The sequence below is a fragment of the Micromonospora aridisoli genome, assembly GCF_056150025.1.
The window spans coordinates 448,193-473,408 of sequence record NZ_JAXCFK010000005.1 but is presented as its reverse complement, the minus strand read 5'-3'; the positions used below and the strand labels follow the sequence as shown (position 1 = coordinate 473,408).

19 protein-coding genes are annotated in these 25,216 nt (G+C 71.4%); 11 read left to right on the top strand and 8 right to left on the bottom strand.

All coding sequences use genetic code 11. The features are described from left to right. Window position 1: 1 nt before the first annotated feature. Window positions 2-1,042, bottom strand: coding sequence for an SCO2521 family protein (locus SM447_RS14135; RefSeq protein ID WP_474573219.1), 1,041 nt, complete (start codon window positions 1,040-1,042; stop codon window positions 2-4). Window positions 1,043-1,251: 209 nt separating this feature from the next. Between SM447_RS14135 and SM447_RS14130 the strand changes: the two genes are divergently transcribed. Continuing rightward, complete coding sequence (locus SM447_RS14130) at window positions 1,252-5,466, top strand: HEAT repeat domain-containing protein (RefSeq protein WP_474573218.1); 4,215 nt, start codon at window positions 1,252-1,254, stop codon at window positions 5,464-5,466. Between the two features lie 56 nt (window positions 5,467-5,522). Here the strand turns inward: SM447_RS14130 and SM447_RS14125 are convergent, their stop codons facing one another. From SM447_RS14125 to SM447_RS14110, 4 genes are read right to left on the bottom strand one after another with little or no spacing between them, the layout of a single operon-like run. Beyond that, a complete protein-coding gene (locus tag SM447_RS14125; protein ID WP_474573217.1) occupies window positions 5,523-6,650 on the bottom strand; it encodes an ABC transporter ATP-binding protein in 1,128 nt (375 codons plus the stop codon). Further along, window positions 6,647-7,489 carry an ABC transporter permease gene (locus SM447_RS14120; RefSeq protein WP_474573216.1) on the bottom strand — a complete coding sequence of 281 codons (843 nt, stop codon included), beginning with the start codon at window positions 7,487-7,489 and terminating at the stop codon, window positions 6,647-6,649. The genes SM447_RS14125 and SM447_RS14120 overlap by 4 nt, the downstream gene beginning before the upstream one ends. Window positions 7,490-7,492: 3 nt before the next feature. Continuing rightward, entirely contained in the window at window positions 7,493-8,239 is a 747-nt protein-coding gene (gene modA / locus SM447_RS14115; RefSeq protein ID WP_474573285.1) for a molybdate ABC transporter substrate-binding protein, read from the bottom strand. Window positions 8,240-8,277: 38 nt separating this feature from the next. Further along, a complete protein-coding gene (locus tag SM447_RS14110) occupies window positions 8,278-8,700 on the bottom strand; it encodes a TOBE domain-containing protein (protein WP_474573215.1) in 423 nt (140 codons plus the stop codon). A gap of 350 nt (window positions 8,701-9,050) precedes the next feature. On the opposite strand from SM447_RS14110, the gene SM447_RS14105 reads away from it, so the two are divergent. The 5 genes from SM447_RS14105 to SM447_RS14085 all read left to right on the top strand — a co-directional run bounded on the left by SM447_RS14105 (window position 9,051) and on the right by SM447_RS14085 (window position 17,786). Then, window positions 9,051-11,420, top strand: coding sequence for a glycoside hydrolase family 43 protein (locus tag SM447_RS14105; RefSeq protein ID WP_474573214.1), 2,370 nt, complete (start codon window positions 9,051-9,053; stop codon window positions 11,418-11,420). Window positions 11,421-11,510: 90 nt separating this feature from the next. Continuing rightward, a complete protein-coding gene (locus SM447_RS14100) occupies window positions 11,511-13,922 on the top strand; it encodes a family 43 glycosylhydrolase (protein ID WP_474573213.1) in 2,412 nt (803 codons plus the stop codon). A gap of 36 nt (window positions 13,923-13,958) precedes the next feature. Continuing rightward, on the top strand, window positions 13,959-14,591 hold the full coding sequence (locus SM447_RS14095) for a hypothetical protein (protein ID WP_474573212.1): 633 nt from the start codon (window positions 13,959-13,961) through the stop codon (window positions 14,589-14,591). Window positions 14,592-14,658: 67 nt separating this feature from the next. After that, complete coding sequence (locus SM447_RS14090; protein ID WP_474573211.1) at window positions 14,659-15,693, top strand: hypothetical protein; 1,035 nt, start codon at window positions 14,659-14,661, stop codon at window positions 15,691-15,693. A gap of 110 nt (window positions 15,694-15,803) precedes the next feature. After that, window positions 15,804-17,786: a copper resistance CopC family protein gene (locus SM447_RS14085; protein WP_474573210.1), complete on the top strand. Its 1,983-nt coding sequence runs from the start codon at window positions 15,804-15,806 to the stop codon at window positions 17,784-17,786. Here the strand turns inward: SM447_RS14085 and SM447_RS14080 are convergent. Continuing rightward, window positions 17,773-18,768, bottom strand: coding sequence for an ArsR/SmtB family transcription factor (locus SM447_RS14080; RefSeq protein WP_474573209.1), 996 nt, complete (start codon window positions 18,766-18,768; stop codon window positions 17,773-17,775). The two genes, SM447_RS14085 and SM447_RS14080, sit on opposite strands and share 14 nt — an antisense overlap. Before the next feature lie 58 nt (window positions 18,769-18,826). On the opposite strand from SM447_RS14080, the gene SM447_RS14075 reads away from it, so the two are divergent. The 3 genes from SM447_RS14075 to SM447_RS14065 all read left to right on the top strand — a co-directional run bounded on the left by SM447_RS14075 (window position 18,827) and on the right by SM447_RS14065 (window position 21,517). Continuing rightward, window positions 18,827-20,038 (top strand): MFS transporter, encoded by a 1,212-nt coding sequence (locus tag SM447_RS14075; RefSeq protein WP_474573208.1) that lies wholly within the window; start codon window positions 18,827-18,829, stop codon window positions 20,036-20,038. Then, window positions 20,035-20,916: a hypothetical protein gene (locus SM447_RS14070; RefSeq protein WP_474573207.1), complete on the top strand. Its 882-nt coding sequence runs from the start codon at window positions 20,035-20,037 to the stop codon at window positions 20,914-20,916. Before SM447_RS14075 ends, SM447_RS14070 begins: the two co-directional genes overlap by 4 nt. A gap of 70 nt (window positions 20,917-20,986) precedes the next feature. Next, entirely contained in the window at window positions 20,987-21,517 is a 531-nt protein-coding gene (locus SM447_RS14065; RefSeq protein ID WP_474573206.1) for an AAA family ATPase, read from the top strand. Here SM447_RS14065 and SM447_RS14060 read toward each other — a convergent pair. Beyond that, window positions 21,503-22,384 carry an LLM class F420-dependent oxidoreductase gene (locus SM447_RS14060; RefSeq protein WP_474573205.1) on the bottom strand — a complete coding sequence of 294 codons (882 nt, stop codon included), beginning with the start codon at window positions 22,382-22,384 and terminating at the stop codon, window positions 21,503-21,505. The two genes, SM447_RS14065 and SM447_RS14060, sit on opposite strands and share 15 nt — an antisense overlap. Window positions 22,385-22,481: 97 nt before the next feature. On the opposite strand from SM447_RS14060, the gene SM447_RS14055 reads away from it, so the two are divergent. Continuing rightward, a complete protein-coding gene (locus tag SM447_RS14055) occupies window positions 22,482-23,177 on the top strand; it encodes a class I SAM-dependent methyltransferase (RefSeq protein ID WP_474573204.1) in 696 nt (231 codons plus the stop codon). Window positions 23,178-23,261: 84 nt separating this feature from the next. Here the strand turns inward: SM447_RS14055 and SM447_RS14050 are convergent, their stop codons facing one another. After that, window positions 23,262-24,476, bottom strand: coding sequence for a S8 family peptidase (locus SM447_RS14050; protein WP_474573203.1), 1,215 nt, complete (start codon window positions 24,474-24,476; stop codon window positions 23,262-23,264). A 194-nt stretch (window positions 24,477-24,670) separates the two neighbouring features. Between SM447_RS14050 and SM447_RS14045 the strand changes: the two genes are divergently transcribed. After that, window positions 24,671-25,186, top strand: coding sequence for an NUDIX hydrolase (locus SM447_RS14045; protein WP_474573202.1), 516 nt, complete (start codon window positions 24,671-24,673; stop codon window positions 25,184-25,186). Window positions 25,187-25,216: the final 30 nt, after the last annotated feature.

The window sequence follows — 25,216 nt, the reverse complement described above, 5'->3', positions numbered from 1 at the left end:
CCTATCCGCGTGGTGCCTGCGCTCCCCGGCCGACCCGTCGGTCCGTCGGGCCGGTGGCGGCGGTCGAGAACGGTTCGTCCAGCGGGGCGTGCGCGCAGGACTGGCTGAGCGCCGCCCGGCCGGCCAGGTCGCGCAGGATGGCCATGTTGCCGACGGTGATCTGGTCTCGGATCCAGTTCACCGACGACTGCCACTGCCGGCTGAATCCGGGCACCTGCTCGAGCCGGTCCCAGATCGGTCGCAGTCGCGGGTCGACCCGGGCTCCCGGCAGCCACAGGTGCAGCAGGTGCTCCAGCACCGGCCGCAGCCGGTCGATGTGCTCCTGTGTCGAGCCGGCCCGGGTAACCGCCGCCTCCACCAGAGCGGACAGCATGGTGAGCAGCCAGTCGTGCAGGGCGAGATCCTCGCAGAGGCCGGCGACCGCCGCCGGCACGTCCTGCGGACTCACCGTGAGTCGTACGGTGCGCAGTGTCGGCGAGTCGACCGCGACGTCCGCGGTGGCGCTCTCACCCGGCTGCTGGTGGACCTGCGCGGTCCAGCGCAACCGGGTACGCGCCGCCCGCAGCGGCGGTCGCCGGTCCAACAGGTCGGACATCTGCACGCTGTCGAGCACCCGGCCGGTGATCGCGTCCAGGTTCAGCACGTCGGCCGCGTTGCCGTGCAGGAAACCGTTGGCCAGATCGTCAGCGTCGAGCTTGCCGACCGTCTCCAGCACGCCCGAGTTGGCCAGGTAGTGCGACCATGGTCGGCGTCGCTCCCCGGCGACGACCTGGATGATGGAGGAGGCCTGCACGATCCGGCCCCCGGTGATCACGGCCCGGGTGACCACCGCGCCCACCCCGCGCAGTTGGCGGTTCTTGGCGCTCGGCAGCCAACAGTCCACACCGGTGCGGACGTCGGGTGAGACCGCGTACAGCGACGGGCGTCGCGAGGTCAGCACGGCCTCGCCCTCGACGAGGCTGAGCACCTCGGCGCTCTGGTCCTGCGCCAGCGCCGTGCTGTGCTGCAGCAGGCTGGTGTGCACCTCGCCCACCGTGAGCATGGTTCCTCCGCATCGGCACCACGGGGGACACCGGCGGGCACCGGCCTGCGGCCGATGACCGGGTCCGAATCCGTCCCGCGGCCATCATAGGCCCATCCGTGGTGGCAAGGCCGATATGTGCCGGTGGCGCCGTGCGCGGGACCGTTGGATGTGACGACGGCTGATATTTTAAGAATGCGGTCGCCAGCCACCCCTGGAGTTTGCCGTCGATGAAGGTCTACATTTCGGCCACCCAAAAGGACCTGCTGGAATACCGTGCGGCCGTGCACGCGGTGGCGCGCCGCCTGGAGATCGAGGACGTCGCCATGGAGGCGTACGGGGCCGACGTCCGCCCGCCGCTGGAACGCTGTCTGACGGACGTCCGTCGATGCGATCTCTACGTGGGCCTTTTCGCGTGGCGCTACGGCTACCGGCCGCCCGGCCAGGAATCCTCCATCACCGAACTGGAATACCGCGAAGCGCTCGCGGCCGGCAAGCCCTGCCTCATCTTCCTGCTGGCCGAGGACACGCCCTGGCCGGTGGACATGATCGACCGCAACGGCGACTGGCAGCAGATCGTGGCGTTGCGGCGTGAGCTGAAGGAACGCCACCTGTGCGCCTTCTTCTCCAGCGTGGACGACCTGTCGGCCAAGGTCACGGTGGCGCTGGCCGATGTGCGCAGCGGCCGGTCACCGGCCCGTGAACCCGGCGACCCCGACACCCATCTGCCGGAGGCGGTACGCAGCCAGTACCACAAGCAGCTCCGGTTGCGGTATGAGGCGGTGCCGCTGGACGCGGTCTCGCCGCGGCCCACCATCGGATACCTCACCGTCGGGCTCTCCAATGTCTTCGTCGAGCCGCGCGTGCACGAGGACGCCCGCCCGGAGATGCCGCTGGCCTGGTGGCGTTGGGCGGGCTCCGGCCCGGACGGAGACGGCGGGGCGCTGCCCGGTGTGGTGGACCCGAAGGACGTGGAACGGCTCTGGGAGGAGTACGCGGCCAAGGAGGCGTCGGCGCTGTTCGACGTGGTGTGCGACCCGGCCCGACGGGCCATCGTGCTGCTCGGCGACCCCGGCTCCGGCAAGTCGGCGGCCGCGCGGTACCTCGCCCTGGCCCTGGCCGGTGTCTGTGAGGAACCCAGGTTGGCGGCGCTGGACCGGTATCTTCCCGTCCTGATCGAGCTGCGGTCCTACGCGGCGCATCGCGGTGACGGCCGGTGCGACGGCCTGCTGGACTACGTCGGTCACCGGCATCAGCAGGGGCTGGCCGGTGTCGACCGCGACGTGCTGGAGGCGTACCTGCGGCAGGGCGGGCAGGCCCTGTTCCTCTTCGACGGGCTGGACGAGGTGTTCGATCCGGCCCAGCGGGAGGAGATGGCCGCGCAGATCGCCACCTTCGCCAACGAGTACCCGGGGGTGCGAACGGTGGTCACCTCGCGGGCCGCCGGGTACCTGCGGCACACCTTCGCCAACGCCGGCTTCGACCACTTCACCCTGGAGGATCTCGACGACGAGCAGATCGCCCGGTTCCTCGGCAACTGGTACCGCTACGTGATGTCGACCCCGTCGGTCGAGGCGGACCGGCAGCGGCGGCAGATCCTCGACGTGGTGCGGCGGTCCCGGGCGATGCGCGAGATCGCCGGCAACCCGCTGCTGCTGATGCTGATGGCGATCGTCGGCCGGGACCGTCCGTTGCCCCGTAACCGACGGCGGCTCTACGCACACGTCACGGACGTGCTGATCTCCGAATGGGACGTGACCAAGCAACTGCGGGAGAGCCACGGCGACGTGCCGCCGCTGGACCCGCAGGCGAAGCTGCGGCTGTTGCGTCATCTGGCCTTCTGGATGCAGTGCCGCGAGTCCGGGCCGGCCGGCAACTACATCGAGTCGGACGAATTGTCGCGGATCTTCCGTGACCACCTGGTCGAGTTCTACGGTTTCGAGAACGAGCGCGCGCACGCCATGGCGTACTCGATGATCGACAAATTGCGTCAGCGAAGTTTCATTCTGGAACGGTACGGGTTGCGACTGTTCGGGTTCGTGCACCGTACCTTTCTGGAATTCTTCTGTGCCGAGGAGATCGTGGACAGGTTCGATCATGACCCGGACACCTGGGGGATCGACCAGCTGCGTGCGCTGTTCCGCGAGAACTGGGCAGATCCGTCCTGGCGGGAGGTGTTGCGGCTGGTGGCCGGCGCGCTGCCCACCGACGCCGCCGACGACCTGGTGACCGTGCTCGCCACCGAGGTGAACCGCCCCTGGCCACCGTTGAACCTGCCCAGTCCACCGTGGAACCTGGTGCTGGCCGCGCAGTGCGTGGCGGAGGCACCGCGGCCGTCCGGGCTGGCCGGCGCCGGCGAGGCGGTGCTACGTCAGGTCGTGCTGCTGATCGAGCACGGCATCTCCACCGACGACCCGAACCTCGTCGAGGTCACCGAGCAGGAACTGCTCTCATCGATCCGGGCGCTCGGGGCGCAGTGGCCGGGCCGTGCCGCCTTCCTGCACTGGTACCGCCGACGTGGCGTGCACACCAGCTGGCGCAGCGGCTCGACGTTCGCCACCCGGGCGGCGGCGGCGCTGTCCACCGCGGACGAGCAGTTGGAAGAGCTGCTGGTCCGGGAACTCGGGCAGGGCCGCGAGCGGCAGGCGCGGATAGCGCTGGTCGCCGGCCTGGCCGAGACCGCCGGCCGGGTGGACAACACCGGCCGCAGCCGGCGTCACTGCCAGGAGCTGCTGCTCGCGCAGGCGCGGGCGGAGGGCTCGACCGCGGTGCGGCAGGCCGCGGTACGCGCACTGGTCGCCAACTTCGGCAGCGGCGGCGACCTCGTCGAGGTGCTACGCGACCTCGCCGGCTCTCCCGACGCCGCGGTTCGTGCCCTCGCGGTGCAGTCCCTCGGCGGGCGGGCGGAACTGGCCGAGGACGTCCGGCGACTGCTGCTGACCCGGGCCACGGAGGACCGGGACACCGGCGTGCGGCGGGCCGCCGTGGGAGTGCTCGCCGGACGCTGCACGGACCTGCCCGACGTCACCGGGACGCTGCACCGGTTGCTGGCCGCCGACACCGACCCGGGCGTGGTGCAGTCCGCGTTGCGCTGCCTGCTCACCCTCCCCGAGCAGAGCGAGACGGCCCGCGGACGGGCACTCTCGCGGATCGCCGGCGACTCCCACGACGAGGTCCGACGCTGCCTGGTGTGTGAACTGCTGCCCGGCAAGGGTGACGCGGAGGGCACCGAGCTGCTGCTCAAGCTGGCCGGCTCGGACGCCTCGGCGCGGGTCCGGGCGGTCGCGGTGCAGCGACTCGTACTGGTCAATGACCCGGACGGGCGGTGCCGGGACCGGCTGGTGGACCGGATCGAGCAGGACGAGGACGCGTCGGTGCGGGCCGCGGCCGTGACGGCGTTGACCGACCGGTACCGGGTGGACGACAGCGGGTGGGTGGTGGCGGCACGGGCGGCGCGCTCGGACGACGACGCGACGGTCCGGCTCGCCGCGGTTCGTGCCCTGGCCGAGGCGTACCCGGACCACCGCACCGGCGAGCTGCTGCGGGAACGGGCCCGCCAGGATCCCACCGCCGGCGTCCGCCTCGCCGCGGTCGAACTGCTCACCGGCCGCCCGTTGCTCGGGCACTCCATCCGGGAGCTGCTCATCAGCCGGGCCGCCCGGGAGCGGGACCCGATCGTCCGGCTACGCGTCACCCGTAGTCTTGCCCGCCTCGGTGAGCCGCTCGACGCGGAGGTGCGGGAGTGCCTCGCCGAGCAGGTTCGCCGGGACCCCGATCCGAACGTGCTACGGGCGGCGGCACAGGCGCTGGCCCGCGACGGTGAGACCGACGGGCTGGTCGAGACGCTGTCCCGGCGGGCTCGCCGGGACAGCTACGCCGGCATCCGACTCGCCGCCGTGGAGACGCTCAGCGCGTACGGCAGGCCGGACATGGTGACCGACGTGCTGCTGGAGTGCATCGAGTCCGACACCGACCCGGCGGCGTTCGACGCGGCGGTGTGCTGCCTGATCGCACGGGGTGAGACCGCGATGGCGGTGACGTTGCGCCTGATGCGCCGGCTGGCCGATCAGGATCCGGCGATCCGCGCCCGCATCGCCGCCGCCCTTGGCGAGCATTTCGGCGGTGATCCAGAGGTACGGGTGCTGTTGGTGGGGCTGGTGCGCGACGATCCCGCGCTGGAGGTGCGGCGCCGGTCCGCGGAACAGCTCGCGGCCAACCTGGCCGACCGGACCGGCGTGCGGGAACTGCTGATGCGGCTGGTGGACGACGAGGACTGGGAGATCCGCCGCACCGCCCTGCTCGCGCTGGCCCGACACTACGGCGAGGACACCCGGACCCGACCGATCCTCGTCCGGCTGGCCGGCCAGCCGGACCTCACGGTACGCAGCCTCGCCGGCCAACTGCTCGCGACGCTGCCCGGCACCGGCCCGGAGGACTTTCCGTGACCGGTGGCCGGCTGGCGCACGCCGAGGCGGTGGGCAGGGACGGCAACCACCGGGCCTCAGGTGCCGGTGCCGGCCGGCGTCGCTCCGGCTGGGTAGACCCGGGTCTCGGCGGCCTTGACGGCGGCCCAGAGCCGCTGCCCGGGCGCCAGTTTCAGGTGGGCGGCGGCGGCCGGGGTGATGTCGGCTGCCACCACGACCGGGCCGTCGAGTTGCACGCGGAGGTTGTCGCCGTGGCGTTGAATGCCGGCGATGGTGGCCGGCCAGGTGTTGCGTGGGCTGCCGTCGGGGCGGCTCGGGTGCAGCGCCACCGCTGACGGTGCGAAGGCGACGAAGACGCCGCCGTCGTGCTGATCGGCGGTGATCAGCTCGAATCCGTCGGAGAGCAGGACACGGTGTCCGTCGGCGTCTCCGCGGTAGAGGTTGAGACCGACCAGGCGGGCGACGTAGTCGGTGCGAGGTTGGGCGGTGACGGTGGCGACGTCGCCCTCCTGCACCACGCGTCCGTGTTCGATGATGACGAGCCGGTCGGCGAGGACGACGGCGTCGATCGGGTCGTGGGTGACCAGCAGTGTCGCGCCGGCGTGACCGGCGAGGTGGTGTTGTAGCTGGGCGCGGGTGTCGAGCCGGGTGCGGGCGTCGAGGGCGGCGAGTGGCTCGTCGAGCAGCAGGAGTGCTGGTTCGACGGCGAGGGCGCGGGCCAGGGCGACCCGTTGGGCCTGTCCACCGGAGAGTTGTCGCGGTTTGCGTCGGGCGTGCTCGGTAAGCCCGACCCGGGCCAGCCACTCCGCTGCCCGCTGTCGGGCCCGGTGCCGGTCCAGGCCCTTGCGGCGTGGCCCGAAGGCGATGTTGTCCAGCGCGGTCAGGTGGGGGAAGAGCAGGTAGTCCTGGAAGACCACGCCGATCGGGCGCTGCTCGGTCGGCGTCCAGATGCGGCTGCCCGGATGGTCGAGGTGGCGACCGGCGAGGCGGAGGTGCCCACCGGCCAGGGGGATCAGGCCGGCGAGGGCACGCAGCGCGGTGGTCTTGCCGGCGCCGTTGGGTCCGAGGAGGGCCACGACCTCGCCGGGACCGATGGTCAGCGGCAGGTCGAGTCGGAACGCGCCACGGTCCACGACGAGGTGGGCGTCGAGCACCGCCCCGTCGGGCCGCGGATCCGTGCCGGGCATGCCCGGATCGACGGTCATGGGCTGCTGAGCCAGCGGTCGCGGAGGCTGGCCAGGATCACGACCGAGACGACGAGCAGGACGAGACTGAGTACGATCGCCGCCTCCAGGTCGGTTTCGAGGGCGAGGTAGACCGCGAGCGGCATGGTCTGGGTACGGCCGGGAAAGTTTCCGGCGAAGGTGATGGTGGCGCCGAACTCACCGAGCGCCCGGGCCCAGCACAGCACCGCTCCGGCGGCGACGCCCGGCGCGACCAGCGGGAGCGTGACATGGGTGAAGGTGGTCCACCGTCCGGCGCCGAGGGTCGCCGCCGCCTCCTCGTAGCGGACGTCCGCGCCACGCAGCGCGCCCTCGACGGCGATCACCAGGAACGGCATGGCGACGAAGGCCTCGGCCAGGACCACACCGGTCGTGGTGAACGGCAGGGTGACCCCGAAGGTGCTGTCGAGCCAGCTGCCGACGATGCCCCGGCGGCCGAAGACGAGCAGCAGGGCGACGCCACCGACCACCGGTGGCAGCACCAGCGGCACGGTGACCAGGGCGCGCACGAGGCGACGGCCCGGGAAGTCGACGCGGGCCAGCAGCCAGGCGAGGGGTATGCCGAGGACGAGGCAGAGCAGCGTGGCGAGGGTGGCGGCCTGCACCGACAGCCGCAGCGCGGTGAGCACACCGGGCTCGGTGAGCCGCTGCGGCAGCGTGCTCCACGGCGTACGGATCAGCAGCCCGGCCAGCGGCAGCACGAGAAAGAGCAGGCCGAGCGCGGCGGGCACAAGCAGTGCCAGGGGTACCCGGCCGGTGCGTCTGGGGCGTGCCGGCGCGGTCCGGCCGGACCGCCAGGCCGCGGCGTCGAGCCGGGACATCGGCTACGGGGCCTGGAATCCGGCGGCGGCGAGGACCGCCTGGCCGGCGTCGGAGAGCACGTGGTCGACGAACGCCCGCGCGGCCGGCCGGTTCGGTGCGTCCCTGAGCACGACGATCGGATACTCGTTGATCGCCCCGGCCGACTCGGGAAATTCGATGCCGTCCACGTCGCCGTCGGCGGACCGCGCGTCGGTCCGGTAGACCAGGGCCGCGTCGACCTCGCCCAGTCTCACCTTGGACAGCGCCGCCGTGACGTCCTGTTCCAGGGTGACCGGGGTGAGGCCTACCCCGGCGGCGTCGAGGGCCTTCTTCGCCGCCGCGCCGCAGGGCACCTGCTCGGCGCAGAGCGCGACCTTGACGCCCGGCCGGTTCAGGTCGACGAGGCCGGCCACTCCGTCCGGATTGCCCTTCGGCACCGCGATCACGAGCTGGTTCCGAACGAAGACGCTCGGGCTGCCGTCGCCGTTGCCGGCGTCGGTGACTGTCGTCATGTTCGCCGGAGCGGCGGCGGCGAACACGTCCGCGGGCGCACCCTGGTTGATCTGCGTCGCGAGAGCGGAGCTGCCGGCGAAGCTGAAGGCGACCCGTACGCCCGGATGGGCCACCTCGAAATTCTCGCCGATCCGGGTGAACGACTCGGTCAACGACGCGGCGGCGAACACCGTGACGTCGCCGCTAACGGCGTTGGCGCCGCCATTCGGTCGCGGGCCGGCGCTCTCGTTCCCGCCGCAGCCGGCCAGCCCCGCCATGATGACGGCGGTGAACACGGCCAGGAACCGTCGCGTCGTCACGAGCCGTTCCTCCTGCTGTCCGCGTTGGCCGGCGGTCTCTCCACGACGACGGTGGTCGACTTGATGACCGCGATCGCCACCGAGCCGACCGCCAAGCCGAGGTCGTCGACCGCCTCACGGCTCATCAGCGACACCACCCGGAACGGACCGGCCTGGATGTCCACCTGGGCCATCACGGCATCCTTGACCACGGCTGTGACGATGCCCCGCAGCCGGTTACGGGCCGAGGACTCCTCCGCCCGGTCGTCGGGGTCGCCGGCCTGCGACCGGACGAACGCGGCGAGATCGACACCGTCGATCACCCGATGTCCCTGCTCGTCGCGGGCGGCGGTGAGACGACCGGCATCGACCCAGCGCCGCACCGTGTCCGCGCTGACGCCCAGCAGTTCGGCCGCCTCGCCCATGCGAAACGTCGTCACGGCGCTCACCCTACCGGACGCATCCGCCAGCCTGGAGGTGGGCGAGACATCGAATCTGCGTGCCGCTCACGCCGTCGGCAGATGGTAGGTGCGGATCAGCAGGTGGCCGGCGAACGCGATCCGGTGGAAGCTCCCGGGCGGGGCGACCGAGAGTCAGGTTTCTTCTGGACGACGGCTGCCGATCGACGGCCGCTGTTTCACGAAGATTTCGGATCAGTCTCGGCCAAGGTCTTGACGATCTATGTTAGCGCTAACAGCATGGAGGCTCCCGTAACGCTCGCGTCTGGAGCCCCTCCATGCCGGTGCCTGACGGCCCTTCCGCCCCACGCCCGCGACGAAGGATCCCCCTGGTGACGGCCGGCGTGCTCGTCTGCGCCGCCGCGATCTCCCCAGGTGGCGTGGCCCACGCCGCCGACGAATGGTCACCCCGGTCGTCGTACACCTCGACCGACCGTGGAGACGGCACGTACAGCGTGCCGTTGCTGCGCTCCGACGTGCCGGACATCAGCGTGGAGCGGGTCCCGGCCGCCGAGAACGACGAGGGGCGGGACGTCTACTACATGATCAGCACGACGATGCACCTCAGCCCGGGTGCGCCGATCATGAAGTCCCACGATCTCGTGAACTGGGAGATCGTCAACTACGTCTTCGACCGGGCCAGCGTCGGCGACTCGTTCTCCCTGCGCAACGGGCAGAACTCGTACGGACAGGGCCAGTGGGCCTCGTCGTTGCGTTACCACGACGGCGTCTTCTACGTCGTGTTCAACACCAACAACCTCGGTGGCGCGTATCTCTACCGCACCGACGACATCGAGAACGGTGCGTGGCAGCGTACGGCACTCGGCCGGGGCCTGCACGATCCCTCGCTCTTCTTCGACGTCGACGGCACGCCGTACATCTTCTACGGCTCCGGCGGAACCAGCGCGGTGCGGCTCAACGCCGACCTCACCGCGATCACCCGCGACTATCCGAACATCTTCACCGCCAGCGACTACGCCGGTCGGCCCTTCATCGGTGGGTTGTTCGAGGGCGCGCAGTTCCACCACATCGACGGCTGGTACTACGCGGTCATCATCACCTGGCCGTCCGGGCAGGGCCGGCAGGTGGTCATGTTCCGCTCGCGGGAACTGCTCGGCCGGTACACCTCGGTCGGTGGCGTGAACACCTACGAGGCCCGGGGCGTGCTCAACTCCAACGGGTTCGCGCAGGGCAGCCTGGTGCCGATCGCCCGCGACGGCGGCGGTACCGACTGGTACGGCATGTTTTTCCGGGACACCTTCCCGATTGGTCGCATCCCGGCACTGATCCCCGCGACGTGGTCCGACGGCTGGCCGACCTTCGGTGACAACGGGGTCGTACCGGTGGACGGTGTCTTCGCCAAGCCGATCCGGCTCAGCCCGGCCGAGGAACTGTTCGAGCGGCAGAAGAGCATCGTCGTCTCCGACGACTTCGCCAACGACGCGCCCCACAAGCCGTACCTGGACGAGCAGTGGTCGGCACCGCCGGGCGTCGAGGAGGAGATCGCGCCGAACGGGTCCCGGCTGGACCTGGCGTGGCAGTGGAACCACGCCCCGGACAACCGGTACTGGTCGCTGACGGACCGGGACGGATGGCTGCGGCTCACCGCCGGCAAGGTGGTCACCGGCGGGTACGTCTACACCAAGCTCGCCAACCGCGCCGAGTTGGCCTGGTTCGAGGAGGCCCGGAACACCCTGTCGCAGCGGACGTTCGGCCCGCGGCAGTCGGTGGAGACCAGGATGGACATCTCCGGGATGAGGGACGGTGACGTCGCCGGGCTGGCCGCCTACAACCGTGGCTTCTCGTACGTCGCGGTCAAGCGGACCGACGGCGTCAACACCCTCGGAGTGGTGAACCGGGGGCAACCGTTCGCCGTCGACCTGGACCAGGCGACGCTGGAGAGCTTCCTACCGGGCAGCACCGTCGCGTTGGGCGACGCGACCGAGGTGCACCTGAAGGCCGATCTCGACTTCGCGTCGCCGACGGGTCAGCTCTGGACGACCTTCCACTACAGCCTCGACGGGCAGCAGTGGCACCAGTTGGGCAGCCGGGTCGGCCCGCAGACGCTGGACGGCAGCCTCGCCCACTTCATGGGGCACCGCGTCGGCCTGTTCAGCTACGCCACGCAGCAGACCGGCGGACACGTCGACTTCGACCACTTCCTGCTCAGCGACACGCTGACCGCACAGGGCCGGCCGCTGGACACGAGCCGACTCGACGCCGCCATCGCGTACGCCGGGACCCTGGACGAGGCCGACCACCCGGCCGGGGCCTGGGCCACGATGCTCGCCCGGCTCGCCGAGGCGCAGGCGGCGCGGGCCGGCGGCTTCGGTACCCAGAACCAGATCGACGCGCCGGAGCGGGCCCTGAGCTACCAGCTGGCCCGGCTCGGCGTACTGCGGGCCGACCGGATGGAACTGCCGGTGACGGTCGATGCGCAGACCCGCTGCGTGGGTGGCAGCGCGTACGTGGCCGTGCGGGCGCGGAACGACCATGACGCCCCGGTGGACATCGTGCTGGAGACCGCGTACGGCCATCGGTCGGTGCCGGACGTCGCTCCCGGCGCCCATGCCTACCAGCAGTTCAACACGCGAGACGCGGCGGTGCCGGCCGGCACCGTCACCGTCCGGGTCACCGGCGCGGTCGACGGCCGGACGGTGACCACCGTGCGTACCGCGAACCACCCGGCCACGCGCTGCTGACCCCACTCGTCCCGGCGGCCACGGCGAGACACGTGGCCGGCGGCGGCACGAGACCCCCGGATCCACCGAAGTGATCAAGGAGGACTGTCAGTGACACATCAGGTGCGAAGGACGGCCGTACGACGGGTCGTCGCTGTCGCCACGGTCGGGCTCATGCTGGCCACGGGGCTCGTCGCCGCGTCGCCGGCCCAGGCGGCCGACACCGACCTCATCGTCAACGGCGGATTCGAGGACGGTCTCACCGACTGGTTCGTCAACAACGGCAACGCGACCGACAGCGCGACGCTTTCGCTCACCGCGGACGCCTACTCAGGATCGAGCGCCGTGCTCGTCACCAACCGGGCGACGACCGGCTCCGGCCCGATGCAGAACCTCAGCGGACGGGTCCAGGCCGGGCAGACCTACACCCTGACGGCCCGGATCAAGTACGAGAACCCGAGCGGGCCGGCGACGAAGCAGTTCTTCGCCACGATGCACTACGGCGCGGCGACCTACACCAACCTGGTCAGCGTGGTCGCCACGAAGGGGCAGTGGGCGCAGTTCAACGGGACCTTCACCATCCCGGCCGGACAGAACGTGTCGACGGCCCGGTTGTTCTTCGAGACGCCGTGGACCAGCACGCCGTCGTCGGACCCGGATCTGCACCTGATGGACTTCAAGCTGGACGACGTGTCGGTGGTCGGTGCCGCGCCGCCGCCCGCGCCGTCGAAGACCATCGAGGTGGTCGGCAAGCTGCCCGGCGAACACAACCCCTTGATCGGGCACAAGTTCGGCGCCGACGGGTTCGGCTTCGTGCACGACGGCCGGGTGTACCTGTACCTGACCAATGACACCCAGGGCTACGCGCCGGACCCGGTCACCGGCGTCTCGCCGGGGATCAACTACGGCGACATCAACCAGATCACGGTGATCTCCTCGGCGGACCTGGTGAACTGGACCGACCACGGCGAGATCCAGGTTGCCGGCCCCAACGGCGTGGCACCGTTCACCAACAACTCCTGGGCACCCGGCATGGCCCGGAAGGTGGTCGACGGTCAGGAGAAGTTCTTCCTCTACTATGCCAACGGCGGCGGATCGAGCAACGTGATCACCGGTGATTCCCCGCTCGGCCCGTGGCGTAGCGAGCGCACCAGCACGCTGATCGACGGCCGTACGCCGGGTGCCGAGGACGTGGCGTGGAAGTTCGACCCGGCACCGTTCGTGGACTCCGACGGAGAGCCCTACCTCTACTTCGGTGGCGGTCCCGCGTTGACGAGCATGCCGCCGGCCGAACGCTTCAACAACCCGAAGAACCTGCGGGCGATCAGGCTCGGTGACGACATGGTGTCGACCGAGGGCCGGGCGGCGGTCGTGGACGCCCCGGTCGCCTTCGAGGCGGCCCACGTCTTCGAGCGCGACGGCAGGTACTACCTCTCGTACTCCTCGCACTTCGGTGGCAACGACTTCGGTGGCAACCAGACCCCGTTGCCCGGGTATCCGGGCGGTGGACAGATCGGCTACCTGATCTCCGACGACCCGATGGTGTGGCCGAAGGAGACCTACGCGGGTGTGCTGTTCCCGAACCAGTCGCAGTTCTTCGGCGCCGGCACCGGTGGCAACAACCACCAGTCGGTCTTCGAGTTCGAGGGCCGGTACTACTTCACGTACCACGCCCCGACGCTGAACAAGCGCATCAACGGCAACACCACCCAGGGGTACCGCAGCCCGCACATCCAGGAATTGACCTTCAACCCGGACGGCACGATCCAGCAGGTAGTGGGGACCTACGCCGGTGTCGACCAGGTCCGCGACTTCGACCCGTACCGGGTGTTCGAGGCGGAGACCTTCGGTTGGAGCAAGGGTGTCGCGACCCGGAAGGTCGGCGGTGGATCGACCCAGTTCGGCGACGCGGCACCGAATCTGGTGGTGACCGACATCGACAATGGCGACTGGACGGCGTTGTCGTCGGTGGACTTCGGAGACGGCGCCGGCAGTGTGTCGGCGAAGGTGCGACCGCTGGCGACCGGCGGGACCATCCAGGTTCGGCTGGACGAGGTCACCGCGCCGGTGGTCGCGACCATTCCGGTCGACGCGCCGCTGGGCGAGTGGACGGAGCTGACCGCGCAACTCGACGGTGTCGCGGGCGTGCACGACGTGTACTTCACCTACGCCGGGCCGGCCGGTGCCGACCTCTTCGAGCTCGACACCTGGGCCTTCGAGGCGGCGGCCGGCGCGGAGGTGCCGGTCACGGTCAGTGCCCAGGCACGGTGCGTCGGCGGCAACGCCTACGTGGCGGTCCAGGCGCGCAACGACCACGACGCGCCGGTGGACCTGGTGCTGGAGACGGCGTACGGGCAGCGGTCGGTCTCCGCCGTCGCGCCCGGCGCCAACGCGTACCAGCAGTTCAACACGCGAAAGTCGGCGGTGCCGGCGGGTGTGGCGACCGTCCGGGTAACCGCTGACGGCACCAACGCGGCGACCGTACGCACCGTCGAGTATCCCGGCGTCACCTGCGGCGCCTGACCCCGAGCCCTTCACCAACGACAACGGAGCGTCGGAATGAGCACATGGAACAGCAAGCGGCTGGTCGCGGCGGGAGCCGCGGGCATCCTCCTGGTCGGACCGGCGGCGGTGTCGTCGCCGGCCCTGGCCGAGCCGGGTGGCAGCGGGGAGGTGGAGGTCACCGTCGACATCGAGGAGATCCGGGAACCGGGGGTGCTGGCGCTGTCGGTGGCCGGTGACTCGGTGGCGCTGACCGAGGACGGGTCGACGCTGCTGGTACGCCAGTTCGTGGGCACCCTGCCCACGGTCACCGTCACCGACACGCGCACTGCGGATGAGGTGCCGGAGGGCGCGGCGTGGGCGGTGCTGGGCAGCGCGACCGATTTTGTCGGCAGCGCCGGTCAGCAGCCCATCGGTGCCGGGCATCTGGGCTGGCAACCGCGACTGATCGACGGTGGCGACACCGGCCTGGTCAGCGCGGGCGAAGAGGTCGTGACGGTGTTGGACGAGCCGACGCAGCCGGGGAACAACGTGGGTCTGGTCGACCAGGAACTGCTGGTGTCGACGTTCGACTCGGGTGCGGTGGCCGGTGACGCCTACTCGGTCGACGCGGACCTGTTCCTGCGCACCCCGGCGGATGTCGCGGCCGGCTCGTACACCGCGACGGTGACCCTGTCCCTGTTCGAGTGACCGCTGGTCCGGGGGTCGCCGCTCGGCGACCCCCGGACCGCGCCTCTTCCAGCCTCAGAGGACTGTGATGATCCGATTCCTGGCCCGGTCGACGGCCGTTCTCGTCGCGGTGTCGGCCATCGTGGCGAGCACGCCCGTCGCGGGGTCGGCGGAGCCCACCGAGGCGACCGTGACGTGGGCTGTGCAGCCGGCGGACGAGCGGGGCCCGGACGGTCGCCGGTGGATCGAACGCACCCTGGACCCCGGTGCGGTGGTGACCGAGCACCTGGCGGTACGGAACTTCAGCGATTCACCGGTGGTGTTCGCGTTGCAGGCCGCCGACGGGTACCTGACCGACAAGGGACGGTTCAACATGTTGTCCTCCGGCCAGAAGTCGGTCGACAGCGGCACCTGGATCACGCTGCCCGAGGCGGTGACCGTCGGAGCGAAACAGACGAAGGTGGTGCCGTTCACCATCACCGTGCCGCCGGACGCCACGCCGGGGGACCATCCCGCCGGGGTCGCCGCCACGGTGACCAGCACCGGCGGGACGGTGGCGGTGCAGAGCCGGGTCGGGTTCCGGGTGATGCTGCGGGCCAGTGGCACGGTCACCGCCGCGATCGCCGTCGACGATCTTGCCGTCAGCTACGAGCCGTCCTGGAACCCCTTCACGGCCGGCCGGGTCCGGCTGACCTACATCGCCAGGAACGAGGGCAACGTCGCGGTGACCGGCGACAGCGGCGTCCGGGTGAGTGAGCTGTTCGGGCTCATGAACCGAACCGCGTCGCGCGAGGTGCCGGAACTGTTGCCGGGCGACGGCCGGCGGATCGAGGCCCGGGTCGGCGGGATCTGGGGACTGGGACGGCTCACCACCACGATCGAGGTGAACCCGTCCGTCGTGTCCGGCGAGCCGGCCGATGCTCAGCTCCGGCCGACCACCGCCAGCGTGACCGTGTGGACGGTGCCCTGGTCACACCTGCTTCTCACCGTACTTGTCGGTTCGTTGCTGCTGATCTGGCGGAGCGTCACCCGCCGACGTCGTCGGCGGCTCGCCCGGCTGCTCGCTCAGGCTCGCGACCAGGGCCGGGCAGAGGGCCGGACGTCGGTGCTCACCGGCGACTGACGGGGAGCGCCGTCCGCATCGAAATCGGTCAGGGCGGCCGGAACTTTTCCCATCTGAACAAAAAGATGATGGCCTATTGCGAAAAGCCGCCTCGTCGCGAGGATGATTCGATGCGTCGTCACCCTCCGGCTCCCGGCCGCCCGGCAGCCGGTCTGCTCGCCCTGATCCTCGCTGCCGGAGTCGTCCTCCTCGGCCCCGGCACGCCCGCCTCGGCGCACGGCACCCTGGCCACGTCCACACCGGCCGACGGTGCCACCGTCGCCGAGGCGGTGACGACCGTGCAGCTCGAATTCACCGAGCGGGTCCGCGACGACGCGTACTTCACCGTCACGGCCCCCGGGGGCGGACGCGTCGACAACGGCTGGACGCACGGGGCTCCCCGCCCACTGGACCGGCCGGTGCGCGAGTACTTCCTGGTTGACGGGGTGTTCGAGCCACGCGAGTACACGACCGGCCATCCCGTGGTGGTGACGCTCGCGCACCTGCCCGCGGCCGGCCAGTACGTGGTGAGCTACCTGTCGGTGGCCTCGGACGGTGACCCGGTGCGCGGCACCGTCACCTTCCGCTACACGGGCGCGCCGACGGCCGCGCCCTCCGGCTGGCAGCCACCCACCGGTCAGCCCGATCCGACGTTGCTGGCCGCCGCCGAGCAACACGGCAACGTCGGGCCGCAACCGGTGCCCGGGACGACGGCCGGTGGCGCGGCAACACCCGCCGTGACGGCGGCACCGGACCCGTCGTTGGCGGCCGCGCCGCCCGCCGCGAACGAGCCGGCGGCCGGCGGTCGGCTCGGCTGGGCCACCGTGGTGGTGGTCGTCGTGGCGGTCGCCGGCCTCCTCGCGTGGCGACTCCGACCGGCCCGCGTACCGCAGGGCCGGAAGGCGGGACGCCGGCCCGGCGCCTCCCGATCCCGAGGGGGACCGGCCGCCAGACCGGACGGTCGCCGCGCCCGGTCGGCCGCCACGGGCAAGGGACGCCGGACGGTGGCCCCGGCGGTTGGCCCGGGCACGAAGGCTGCCGCCGTGTCGACGGCGGCCTCGGCGCGACGGGACGTGACCGCGGCACCGGCGGCGACGACCGTAGCCGCGAATGCCGACGCCGGGACGGTCACCTCCGCGGAACCGGCGGACGGAATCGTGGCCGTGGGCCCGCGACGGCTCGGCGACACGCGCCTCGCGCTGCTGGTCGGCGGACTGGTGCTGACGCTGCTGGCCGGCTTCGCCCTCGGGCGGATCGGCACCGACGTCCGCACCTCCGCAGCCCCCGCTCAGGACACGGCGCCGGGCGACGGCACGCGGGACGCGGGACAGATGGTGTCGGCCGGTGACGGACACCAGCATGAGCCGGGCACCGGCCCCCACACACATCCGGGTGACGGCCAGGACCAGGCGACCGGTACGACCGTGAGCGTCGCCGGGTACACGCTGAAGCCGGTGCTCCGCTCCCAACCCGCCGGCGCGACCCGCGACTACCGGTTCCGGGTGGTGGGGGTCGACGGGCAGGCGGTGACCCGCTTCGCGATCGTGCACGACAAGCCGCTGCACCTGATCGTGGTCGGCCGCGACCTGAGCGGGTACCAGCACCTGCACCCGACGATGGCGGCGGACGGCACCTGGAGCGTGCCGCTGAAACTCACCCGGGCCGGCGGTTACCGCATCTACGCGGACTTCTCCGTCACCACCGGGGACGGCCGGCAGCTACCGCTGGTGCTCGGCGTCGATCACGAGGTGCCGGGCGGCTACGAACCGGCCGGGCTGCCCCCGCCGCAGCCGCAGGCGACGGCCGGGCCGTACGCGGTGTCCATGGTCGGCACACCCACCATCGGCATGACCGTTCCGCTGCTCTTCCGTGTCGACCGGGACGGTGCGGGCGGGCCGGCACCTCTGGAGCGCTACCTGGGCGCGTACGGGCACCTGGTCGTGGTGCGCGAGGGCGACCTGGGCTACGTGCACGTCCATCCGGAGCCGGAGCTGGTCGACGGGGCCGTCAGGTTCTGGCTGACCGCCCCCAGTACCGGCCGCTACCGGGCGTTCTTCGACTTCCAGGTCGACGGGAAGGTGCACACCGCCGCGTACACGATCAATCTGGCCTGAAGTGCTCCCCGGCGCGGGAGCCCGCCGGCGCCGGATCACCGGTGGCCAGGGCGGCACCGAGCGGGGTGTGCCAGTAGAGCACCTCCCGCCCCGAACGGCGTTTGGTCACCATGCCCGCGTCGAGCAGCACCCGCAGGTGGTCGCCGACCGCGCCCAGGGACAGTCCGGTGAGCGCGGCGAGGTGCGAGGTGCTCAGCGGCGTGCCCAGCCGGACCAGGATGGCGGCGCGGTTCGGGCCGATGAGTCTGTCCAACCCGTCCGGCGCGGGCGGAGGCAGGTCGGCGAGGATGCCGGTGGCCGGGTAGACCATGCCGAAGCGGTTCTGGTCCCACACCACCCAACCGCGGGCACAGTGCGCCGGAACGAACACCAGCTGCTCGGCCCGGTCGAGCGGCAGGGGCGCCGCGGGGTGGTCGTTGACCTGGAGCCAACCGTCGCCCAGCCACCGCATACCGGGATTGAGCTCCGCGAGGAGCCCCACCCACCCCTGGCCGCTGAGCCGCGCGGTACGTGCCACCACGTCGGCCCGCAGCCGGCGTTCCCGCTCCGGCCACTCGGGACGTACCGCGTGGGTCCAGACCCAGTCGAGCAGGCGCACCGCCTGCTCGGCCAGCCCGTCGTGGCACAGCACCTCGGCCAGCGGCCCCGGTCGGGTCGCCCGCAGGTCGGCGCGGATCTGCTCGTCGGAGCGGGCGGCGACGACGGCCAGTTCCTCGGCGAAGGTCGGGGCAGCCGTCGCGGGGGGCAGGGTGAGGAAGTCGGCGATCCACCGCGGCGCGAAGGAAGCCGCCAGCAACTCCGGAAGCACCGGCCACCGGCCCAGCATCCGCTGGTAAGCCGTGAGATGGGGCCGCCGCCAGGAGTGCTGCCACGGGTGGCGGGGGCTGTGCAGCGCCTTGAGCGCCGCCACCGTTTCCGTCATCGGTGAGATGACGAAGCGGCTGCCCGCGAGCAGATCCACCGGCACCCGCCACACCGACATGTTTCGCCCCCAGCCGTAACTCTACGCCGTCCGGCTCGACGCCCCGACGATCGTCGGCGTGAGGACGTACTCGGAGCTGTTCTCCGTACCCGAATTCCGCAGTCTCTTCGTGGCCAACTGCGCCGGCATCGCCGCGCACACCACCTCGGCGCTGGCCCTCGGTTCGCTGACCTACGCCGTGACCGGCTCGGCTCTGCTCACCGCGCTGAGCATGTTCGGCGCACCGCTGGCCAGCGTGCTCGGCAGCCTGACCCTGCTCTCCGCCGCGGACAGCCTGCCGCCGCGTCGGGCGCTGACCCTCGCCGCGCTGGTCGGCCTCGCCGGCGCGGTACTACAGGCCGTTCCCGGCCTGCCGCTGTGGGTGCGTTTCGCGGTGATCCTGCTCGTCGCCTACGTCGGCTCGGTCACCGGCGGTGCCCGCTGGGCGTTGATCAACGACATCCTGCCGGCCGGGGCGTACGTGCTGGGCCGGTCCACGCTGAACGTCAGCGTCGGCGTCATGCAGATCGCCGGGTTCGGTGCCGGCGGGTTGCTGCTGGTCTGGCTGAGTCCGTACCAGGTGTTTCTGGTCGCCGCCGTGCTGCGTGCCCTGGCCGTCGCGGTGACCCGGTTCGGGCTGCGGGAGCGACCGGCGCGGGCCGGGGAGCGGACCTCGGCGGCACGCACCAGGCGGGTCAACCGGGAGCTGTGGGCGGATCCGCGCCGCCGGTCGCTCTACCTGAACCTGTGGCTGCCCAACGGGCTGGTCGTCGGCTGCGAGGCGCTGTTCCTGCCGTACGCGGGTGAGCGGGCCGGCTTCCTCTTCGCCGCCGGCGCCCTCGGCATGCTCGCCGGTGACGTGCTGGTGGGACGCTTCCTGCCGGCCGCCGCGCGGCAGCGGTGCGTACTGCCGCTGCGGCTGCTGCTCCCGCTGCCCTATCTGCTCTTCCTGGTCCGGCCGGAGCTGCCGCTGGCGATGCTTCTCACCCTGGTCGCCTCGGTCGGGTTCGCGGTCTCGTTGCCGTTGCAGGAGCGGCTCATCGCCTGTTCCCCACCGCAGGCCCGAGGTCAGGTGCTCGGCCTGCAACAGAACGGGATGTTGGCCGGGCAGGCGGTGTTCGCGGCCCTGGCCGGTACGGTCGCCGACCTGCTGCCGACCCACCGGGCGGTGGCCGTGATGGCCGCCCTGTCGCTGGTCGCCACGCTGCTGCTCACCCGGGGCCTGCGGCCGACCGCGCCGCGGCCGATCGGATGCAACCGATCGGCCTCCGCCGACGTCCGACCGGCATGAGGATTCGTCGAAGCGGGCGGCTCGCGGTCGTCCCCTTGCTGTTGCTGACTTCCGCGGCTTGTGGCCAGCAGACCGACGCCACCGGCTCGGGTGGGGCGGACTCACCCGAGCGGTCGTACTCCGCCGACGCGGTGGTCTTCCGGATGGATCACACCGGTGGCTTCGTCACGCCGGCGATGCTCGCCACCCGCCTGCCCGCGATCAGCGTGTACGGCGACGGTCGCGTGATCACGCAGGGGCCGGTCACCCTGATCTATCCAGGGCCGGCGTTGCCCAACCTCCAGGTGGGCACGATCAGCGCCACCGAGGTGGAGGAGCTGCTCAAGGCGGCCCGCGCGGCGGGTGTGGGCGGCCCGGCGGACCTCGGCACGCCGTCGGTGTCCGACATGCCCTCGACCCGGTTCACGGTGCTCGGCGACTACGGGGTCGAGGAGTTCGAGGTGTACGCCCTCGCCGAGTCCGGCGGCGCGGAGCCCGGCCTCACCGCCGAGCAGCGGGCGGGCCGGGACAAGCTGCGGGAGTTCGCCGAGTCGCTGACCGCCGAGTCCGGTCCGCTCGCCGCCGCGCAGGGCAACGCGCGACCGTACGCGCCGACCGCCGTCGCGGCCGTCGCCGAACCGTGGGTCGCCAACGACGAGGTCGGCGAGCAGCCCGAGGTCGCCTGGCCAGGGCCGGCGCTGCCCGGAGCCGAGCTCGGCAAGGGGGTGGGGCTGGGCTGTGTCACGGTGACCGGTGACGAGGCCCAGCAGCTGCTCACCGCCGCCGCGACGGCGAACGCGGCCACCCCGTGGGCCTCGGACGGAAAGCGGTGGACGGTGACCCTGCGACCGCTGCTGCCCGACGAGACCGACTGCGGCGACCTGGCGACCAACCGCTGAGCCCGTTCCGGGCGGCCGGTCACCGGCCGCCCGGCAGGCCGACGACGCCGGCCGGCTAGGCTGCCGCGCGATGAGCAAGCTGTCTCGCATCCTGGTCTACGGGGTCCACGGCTCCGGCAAGTCCACCCTCGCGCGGCTGCTGTCCCAGCGACTCGGGTTGCCCTGGTACCCGGTCGACGACCTGCTCTGGGAACCCAACTGGGTCGAGGTGCCGGTGACGCTGCAACGCCGTCGGATCGAGGCGATCTGCCGGCGGGACCGCTGGATTCTCGACGGGGCGTACCACGGCTGGCGTGACGTGCCGTTGTCCCGCGCGGACCTGGTCATCGGCCTGGACTACCCGCGCGGGCTCTCCTTCCGCCGACTGCTGCGGCGCACCCTGCGGCGACTGAGGACGGGGGAGGAGATCTGCAACGGCAACCGAGAGTCGTTGGGCAGCGTGCTGTCCGCCGAGTCGGTCCTGGTGTGGCACCTGACCGGGTACGGCCGGGAACGGCGTCGGATGCGCGCCTGGCATGCCGACCCGGCCGGCCCGCCGGTGCTGTTGCTCGACTCTCCCGAGGCCCTCGAACGCTGGCTGGCCGGTCTACCGTCCCGGTGAGAGGTCGACCAGCCGGTCCACCACCCGCCGCTCGGCCAGCCGCTCGGCGAACTCGACCGGATGCCGGTCGGGCATCGTCTGCACCTCGGTCACACCGAGCGCCGCGTACTCGGCCACCTCGGCGACGAACACGTCGACGTCGTCCAGCGGCGGGCGGGTGACCAGCACGGTCTTGGTGACGCTGTCGTAGTCACGTCCCTCGGCGACGCAGTGCTCCCGCAGCACGTCGAGTTTGCGCGCCACCTCGGCCGGGCTGGTGCCGAAGAGGTTGCACAGGTCGGCGTGGCGGGCCACCAGCCGCAGGGTCCTCCTCTCCCCGCCACCGCCGATCATGATGGGCGGGTGCGGTCGGCTGATCGGCGCTGGCACGTTCAGCGTCTCGGCCAGTTGGTAGTGCCGGCCCTCGAAGCGGCCGTTGTCGTCACTCCACATCTGCCGGCAGATCCGCAGCGTCTCGTCGAGCCGCTCGAAGCGTTCGGCCACGGGGACCACCGGCACACCGAGGCCGCGTTGCTCCCGCTCGTACCACGAGGCACCGATGCCGAGCCGGGCACGCCCCCCGGAGAGTACGTCAAGCGTGGTGACGATCTTGGCGAGCAGGCCCGGATACCGGTACATCACGCCGGTGACCAGGACCCCGAGGGTCATCCGTTCGGTGCGCGCCGCCAGGTAGCCCAGCGTGGTGTACGCCTCCAGCATCGGCTCCTCGGCCGACGCCATGCCCTCCATCTGGAAGTAGTGGTCCATGACCGTGAACGCCGAGAATCCGGCCTCCTCGGCGATCTCGGCGGTCCGTGCCAGCGTCGGAGCGATCTCCGACGGAGTGTCCGGTGTGGAGAACTTCCAGTAGTGCAGGCCCAGCCTCATCGCCTGTCCTCCCCGTTGGTCGTCGACCACCCAGCGTACGGCGGCGGTGGCGGGATATGTACCTGTGCGGCAGCGGGCCGCGTGGCACCATCGTTCGGTGAGTCACCGAGGTCAGCCGATGTACGAGCCGTTCGCGGCCGAGTTCGAGGCCCACGCCCGCGACAGCGCCTACAACGCCCACTACGACCGACCCGCGGTGCTCGATCTGCTCGGCGACGTCACGGGTGCCCGGCTGCTGGACGCCGGTTGCGGGCCAGGGCTGTACGCGGAGGAACTGCTGGCCCGGGGTGCCGCCGTCACCGCGTTCGACGCCAGCCCGGAGATGGTGAGGCTGGCCGGGCTGCGCCTGGGTGGGCGGGCCGACGTGCGGGTGTGGGACCTTGAGCGGCCGCTGACCTGGTTGCCGGACGCGACGCAGGACATCGTTCTCATGGCCCTGGTGATCCACCACGTCGAGGATCGGCCGGCGGCGCTGTCCGAGTTGCACCGGGTGCTCCGCCCGGGCGGTCACCTGGTCGTCTCGACCACCCACCCGACCTGCGACTGGCTGCTCACCGGGGGCGGCTACTTCGACCGGGTGTGGGTGGAGGAGACCTGGCAGACGCGGTGGCGGGTGCGCTACTGGCGGCAGCCGCTGGAGGCGTGGTGCCGGGAGTTCACCGACGCCGGATTCCTCATCGAGCGGCTGGTCGAGCCGCAGCCGGCCGGGACCATGGCCGCCCGCCATCCCGAGGCCCACGACAGGCTGGCCCACTCGCCGGGTTTCATCGCGTTCCGGCTGCTCAAGCCGTGACGCCGGGGTGCGAACCTGTCCCGGACGCGGCAGGGGACCGCTGCCGCGTCCGGGACGGTTCCGATCAGGAATCGCCGCGGGGCGCTAGAGGTTGCGCTTGTTGAGCAGCAGGTTCGGGGTGCCGGAGAGGCTGCCGGTCACCACCCCGCTCACCCCGTTCGACACGATCCAGTTGTGCACCGTGGCCTGGCTGGCGTCGCCGTAGGTCGCCTTGTAGAGCGCGGCGGTGCCGGCGGCGTGCGGGGTCGCCATCGAGGTGCCGTTCAGGCTGGACGTGGTCGAGGTGGGGTAGGTCGACACGATGGCCGACCCGGGAGCGTAGATGTCGACGCACGATCCGGTGGACGAGTAGCTGGCCCGCGCGTCGGTGTTGGTGGTCGCGGCGACCACCAACGCGGCGGAGAGGTTGCGCGGCAGCCGGTCGCACGAGTTGCCACCGGTGTTGCCGGCGGAGGCGGCCAGGAAGACCCCGCTGTTCATCATGTTCGTCAGGGCGGTGGCCAGGGTGGAGCTGTAGGTGTAGTTCCAGGAGGCGTTCGCCACCGCCGGCTTGTTGGCGTTCCTGGTGACCCAGTCGACCGCGCCGATCGCGGCGGAGAGGGTGCCGCCACCGGAGCAGTTCAGCCACTTCACGCCGTACAGCCGCACGTTCTTGGCCACGCCGTGGCTGGTGCCACCGACGGTGCCGGCCACGTGCGTGCCGTGCCCGTTGCAGTCGGTGTTGTTGCTGTCGATGGCGTTGTAGGCGAACTGGGCGCGTCCGCCGAAGTCCGGATGGTTGGCCTGGATGCCGCTGTCGATGATGTACGCGTGCACGCCGGTACCGGTCGAGTTGTAGGTGTAGCTGCTCGACAGCGGTCGGTTGGTCTGGTCGATCCGGTCGAGGCCCCAGGACGGCGGGTTGCTCTGGGTGGCGTCGACCACGTCGTACTGGAGCACGTCACGCTCGATGCTCAGCACGTTGGCGTTGTGGGCCAGCTCGGTGACCTGGGCGGTGGTGAGCCGGGCGGCGAACCCGTTCACCGCTCGCTGGAAGTAGGCGGTGGGTGCGGCCTTCAGCGCCCGGGCCGGGACCGTCGCGTCGGTTCCGGGCTTCATCGTGACGACGTACGCCCCGGGGATGACCGTGACATCGCTGGCCGCTCGGGGGGTGGTGATCGGCAGGGCGGCGGCCCGGTAGGGTCCGCCCGCGGCCATCGCGGGCTGCGGCAGCGCGAGCAGGGTGGCGGCGACGGCGGCCGTGGTGATGCCGGCGGCGACCGTGACGCGCCGCAGGCGCGGTAGGCGTGCTTGTGACACAGAGCCTCCTCAACAGCGGACCATCCGGGGGGATGATCAAGAACGCTGAACGGAGGTTATATAGATCAACCAGAAAATATAAGTATGGGAATGTAACAAGTTCGTTCCTTGCTCCGTTCGTGGCGCGCGCTCGGCTCGACGGTGCGTGGGGGACGCGGCGGACGCGCCGGAACCGACCGGGCTACGGTGAGCGGATGGATGAGCTCGTGGCCCTCTACCTGGAGGGTGACACCTCGGGGACGGTCACCGGCGCCGCGCCGCGCAGTACCGTGCGTGCCGACAACCTGCCGCACGCCGCGACGGCGGTGCTGCTGCGGGACGAGCGGGACCGGGTCTACGTCCATCGCCGTACCGACACGAAGGACGTCTACCCGGGCATGCACGACGCCTTCGCCGGAGGCGTCGTGCTGGCCGGTGAGGATCCGTCCGAGGCGGCGGCCCGGGAGCTCACCGAGGAGCTGGGCGTCACGAACTGCGAGATCCGACCCTGTCTGCGCTACTGGTACGCCGACCCGCGCACCAACTACCTGGCGTTCGTCTTCGAGGCACGCTATGAGCGGAGCCGGTGCGGCCCGGTGGTGCACCAGCCCAGCGAGGTGGCCGACGGCTGGTGGCTCGACCTGGCCGAGCTGGTCGCCCGGCTCGCCGATCCGACCTGGCCCTTCGTCCCGGACGGCCGGGTCACCCTCGACCACTACCTGCGGCGGTAGCTTCGGGAATCGTCCCGAATGCGGCTGGCG